The sequence below is a fragment of the Candidatus Methylacidiphilales bacterium genome, from assembly GCA_025056655.1.
Taxonomy (GTDB): domain Bacteria; phylum Verrucomicrobiota; class Verrucomicrobiia; order Methylacidiphilales; family JANWVL01; genus JANWVL01.
Map to the genome: position 1 here is coordinate 1 of JANWVL010000121.1, position 5,167 is coordinate 5,167.

At 37.5% G+C, this 5,167-nt stretch carries 4 protein-coding genes; 1 reads left to right on the plus strand and 3 read right to left on the minus strand.

Annotated elements, in window-relative coordinates:
• The coding region (locus tag NZM04_08020; GenBank protein MCS7063968.1) for a hypothetical protein at positions 1-910 on the minus strand (910 nt) is incomplete at its 3' end.
• A gap of 446 nt (positions 911-1,356) precedes the next feature.
• Between NZM04_08020 and NZM04_08025 the strand changes: the two genes are divergently transcribed.
• The gene (locus tag NZM04_08025; protein MCS7063969.1) at positions 1,357-1,692 is read left to right on the plus strand and encodes a hypothetical protein; all 336 of its coding nucleotides are present in this window, start codon (positions 1,357-1,359) and stop codon (positions 1,690-1,692) included.
• Positions 1,693-1,894: 202 nt separating this feature from the next.
• Here the strand turns inward: NZM04_08025 and NZM04_08030 are convergent, their stop codons facing one another.
• Positions 1,895-3,820 carry a hypothetical protein gene (locus tag NZM04_08030; GenBank protein ID MCS7063970.1) on the minus strand — a complete coding sequence of 642 codons (1,926 nt, stop codon included), beginning with the start codon at positions 3,818-3,820 and terminating at the stop codon, positions 1,895-1,897.
• Between the two features lie 1,158 nt (positions 3,821-4,978).
• Positions 4,979-5,167, minus strand: a 189-nt coding sequence (locus tag NZM04_08035; protein ID MCS7063971.1) for a hypothetical protein, incomplete at its 5' end; no start/stop codon positions are given.

The following is a 5,167-nucleotide window of genomic DNA, read 5'->3' on the forward strand; positions in this document are numbered from 1 at the left end:
TTTCTTTGCTATAATATTTACCTCGTAATATGACACCATTCGATGCATCGAGCTGACGTAGACGATAAATAATGTTACTCAGGGCGAGTATCAAAGTGCTTTCATCTTTATAATCATGCCAGTTCCGCTCTAATACATCGAAATCAATAAAATCTCCATATTTTTTAGATTGGCCTGTTATAATATTTTTTAGAATACCAGACATACCTAACCTTTGCCGTGCTACATTTATAACTCTCTCTTGATAAATCGTATTTATTATACTTGTGCCTAGGTGATCTTTTATATAATTAAGTTGCTCAAGTATTTTTTTTAAAATCTTGGGTGTGCTTTTACCTTTATGTAAGGCAAAATTATTTACTTCATCTAAAATCTTATCTAAATCTTCATAAAACCCCATTCGTGCTAATAGAATTAATCTTGCTCCAAATGAATAGTCTTTAAGTGAACGAGCACCATCTTTTTGCAAACCTTTTATAATTTTCTCCATCAATTTCGTTCTGAAAAGCATATCTTCTTTTAATTCAATGAGTAAAAATTTTATTATATTTTCCATGGTCGAATGATCCATGGAGTCAAACATGGGTATAGCTTTATCCAGATAGTAAGGGTTTTTATATCTAATGTAATGTGATATGTATAAAGCACATTGAATTATCTCTCCTTCATTGAATAATGGCTTCGTAATTTCATCATAATACTCGTCTTTCATTTTGGTCAAAAAAGCAAGCGCTACAATTATTTTTAATGGATCCTTATTACTTTTATATAAAAATTTTATATAATACATCGCTACCATAAAAATATCTAATTCGTCGCCCTTTATTTGTTTACAAATCTTTTCTAAATCCTCAAGTTTATTGAGGTCATTACATATAAGGTAGGCAAAAACATCTTCTTGCGCTTTCATGTTTATATTATAAGCTGAAATCAAAAAAACCGATCAATCACACAAATCCAATCTTTCTGAGCGAAAAGATATCAAAAGTTACAATGTTTGCAATCGTTATATCACTTATAAGCATAACACAATCTACTACTCCCTTATAGTTCTGCTTCAAGTCATCGACAAGTATCTAGATCGCTATTGCTTCCAACGCTTCAGTCGCCATCCGAGAATCAAATGCGCCATTGATAACCAAGCGGGTCAAATGCGCCGGTGAATGTAGCCTGGCTCATCACCCACCCCTATCCTACAGCCCCCAACCGACGACTAACCGATCGTCGAGCTTGATGAGCAGTTCACATTCGTCGGGAATAAAAAATGTGCCGATCTCATCACGCAGGTCGATCGCCAGACGCGCTGCATGATGAGCTGGTAGATACTCTATACAGTGATGAGGCAGTGTGTTGGCGATGGTAGATCAATCGCTACGGGAATTTCAGTATTGCACCGACGGCTTCAGTGGGTATGCCGCTTTGGACTACAGTGGTAGCATCTTCCAGTTGCGCCTGGCAAGTCGCAGACCTATTCAGTTGAAACAAGTCTTGCTGAGTTGTGAGGAATCTCGATCGCTTAGGCCGACGGCGCAGTGCTTTTCACGGTGTGTGGAGGAGCTACGGCGGTTGGTTGCGTCCTTTGTGCAATGCAGGAATCGGCGGCATCCCTTCAAGCAAGCGCATCCGGGTTATCAGAGCTATCCGCGGGATGAAGCAAGTATTTTGATTTATGTACTACCTACAATTATTTAGAAAATTCTCTCTAAATGCAATCATGCGTAGCTAACTATGTCAATTACACTGTTGAGCATACTATCATTTCTATCACATGCACATAACAGACTGTCAACTATATTTTTTTTGATTGATAAACAACTTACATCGGCCTAGATTAAAAACACTCTTCCCGAAAATATTTGAGAAGTAGTTGACTTTAAAAACAATGGGATTTACTTCACGCAGATAAAAATATCTCTTCATTTATTGTAGGAATAAGCTTACTAAGAGATATTATTAGTTCTGATCTTGATGAATGATCGGGTGAATTCGTCGTAACTGTTTTTATCATTTTATGTATAATATCACCTTGGTCTAATTCCTTCAATATATTCATTATCTCTTGAAGATGTTCATCTTGGCTTGTATTTCTTATTGTATCCAATGCCGGTTGAATAATATTTTCCTCTGGTATAAATTTGAGAATCTCTTTATCTTCAATCTTGAAACCTTTAGCTAAGATATGTGCATTTTGGTATAAAAATTTAAAGGCCGAGGGGCTTCCACTTGATAAAACAATGTGCTTGATTTTGTTTGATAAATTGTATTCAACAACCATATGCTTTAGAAGATGTTCAACAGTCTGGTTGTTTTTTTCTATCATTGTATAAACACATAACATCAAGATATTATGATTTATTGATTTGATTTTACCTCTGTTTCTTATCAAATATTCTGCTGCTTTATCTGGAGATATATCTATTGCTATCCTGAGGCAATCATCAAATTTATCTTCATTCAGTCTACTATCTAATATTTTCTCAATTATATCCCATCTCTTTTTCAATTTGGCGTAATTTAATAATAACGCCTCTATATTATCACGCTTTTTATAATCAGGCTTTTTATAGGTGAATCGGTCAAAGGCTTTGATCATCTCGATCAAATTATCTTCGCTAATTAATTTAGCCACAAAGTCGGGATATTTATAGTTAAAAAGCTTCACGGACCTTCTTTTGATAAACTTTTGAATGGTTTTGTTAATCAAACCCTCATCCATGCTATGAATAACTGCGTCTAGGATGTTTATATTAATGGAATTATCTGAAGAATCTATCAATTCGTTCAATTTATTAATACACTCTTTAGACCCTGTCTTTCCGATAGCTAATATTATATTATCATCAAGCATAGGCTGATTAGATATTAGTTGATATAGTCTTTCACAGCGATTATTTAGCAAAAACTCGAACCTTTCTTTGCTATAATATTCACCCCTCAATACGATACCCTTCGACGCGTCGAGCTGACGCAGACGATAAATAATGTTACTCAGGGCGAGTATCAAAGTACTTTTATCTTCATAATCATGCCAATTCTGCTCTAATACATCGAAATCAATAAAATCTCCATATTTTATAGATTGGCCTATTATAATATTTTTTAGAGTATCAGAAATATCTGACCGTCGCCGTGCTAAATTTATAACTCCCTCTTTATAAATCTTGTTTATTATACTTACACCAAGGCTATCTTTTATATAATCAAGTTTTTCAAGAATTTCTTTTAAAATCGTACTTGTGCCTTTATCATTACGCAAGACAAAATAATTTACTTCATCTAAAATCTTATCTAAATCTTTATAAAAACCCATTCGTGCTAATAGAATTAATATTAATTCAGGTAAATCGTATCTAAGTGAGCGAACACCATATTCTTGCAAATATGTTGTAATTATCTCCATCAATTTTATTCGAAACCACTTGTCTCTTTTTAGTTCAATGGCTAAAAATTTTATTATATTTTCCATTTCCGAAGCGTACATGTGATCAAGCATGGATATAGCTTTATCCAGATAGTAAGGGTCTTTATATCTAATGTAACGTGATATGTATAAAGCACATTGAATTACCCGTCCTTTATTGAGTAATGGTGCCGTAATTTTATCGTAATACTCGTCTTTCATCTTGGTCAAAAAAGCAAGCGCTACAGTTATTTTTAATGGGTCCCTATTGCTGTTGTATAAAAATTTTATGTAATGTATCGCTACCCTAAAAATATCTAATTCGTCGCCCTTTATTTGTTTGCAAATCTTTTCTAAATCCTCAAGTTTATCAAGGTCGTTACATATAAGGTAGGCAAAAACATCTTCTTGCGCTTTCATGCTTATATTATAAGCCAAAATCAACAAACCTGATCAAGCACACAAATCCAATCTTTCTGAGCGAAAAGATATCAAAAGTTACAATGTTTGCAATCGTTATATCACCCATAAGCATAATACAATCGACTGCTCACTTATAGTTCTACTTCAAGTCATCGAAAAGTATCTAGATCGCCATTGCTTCCAACGCATCAGTCGCCATCCGAGAGTCAAATGCGCCATTGATGACCAAGCGGTTCAAGTGCGCCGGTGAATGTAACTTGGCTCACCCACCCTCCCCTATCCTACAGCTCCCAACTGACGACTAACCGATCGTCGAGCTTGATGAGCTGTTCACATTCGTCGGGAATAAAAAATGCCTCTATCTCATCACGCAGGTCGATCGCCGGCGCGCGCTTCTTGATGAGCTGGTAGATACTCTATACGCAATGAGGCCATGGTGCAGGCAGTGGTGGATACAGAGAGACAGACATTTCAGTACTGCACAGACGGCTTCATTGGGTATACTGCTTTAGACTAACGACAGGGGAATATCTCTGATTACGAAAAACATGTCGCAGACCTAATCGGTTGAAACAAGTTTTGCGGACTTTTTGTGAATCTCGCTTGCTTAAGCTAACGTTCGCAGCGTTTTTCGCCTTGTGTGTAGGAGCTACGGTGGTCGGGTGAGTCCTTTGTGCAATGCTGGAATCCGCGGCATCCCTTCAAGCAAGCGCATCCGGGTTATCAGAGCTGCCCGCGGGATGAAGCAAGTATTTGGATTTATGTACTACCTACAATTATCTAGAAAATTCTCTCTAAATACAATCATGCGTAGCTAACTATGTAAAGTACATTACTGATTGTACTCTCATTTCTATCACACTGCACATAACGTATTGTTAACTATATTTTTTAATTGATAAACAACTTGCATTGGCCTAGATTAAGGGGAGCAAATAAAATTGGATACATGAAGTATCCAAAGAGACATAAGCGGATCGGTGATCAAACGAGGCAAGAATCACAGCAGCAGCAAGCGCTACCTGTGCAAGGCCTGCCATCGTCATTTCATTCCTCAGCCTAACCCAATCGGCTACCCGCCTATAATCCCGCGCTAAGCCGTCGAGATATATCTAGATGGCCACAGCTTCCGACGCATCGGACGCAATCTGCGCGTCAAGTGCGCAAGCGGTAGCCAACTGGGTCAAGTGCACCGGTGATCGTGCCTTGGCTGCCCCTATCCAACAGCCCCCAACCGACGACTAACCCATCGTCGAGCTTGATAAGCTGTTCACATTCGTCGGGAGTAAAAAATGCGACGATCTCATCACGCAGGTCGAGCGCCGGGCGCGCTGCGTGATGAGC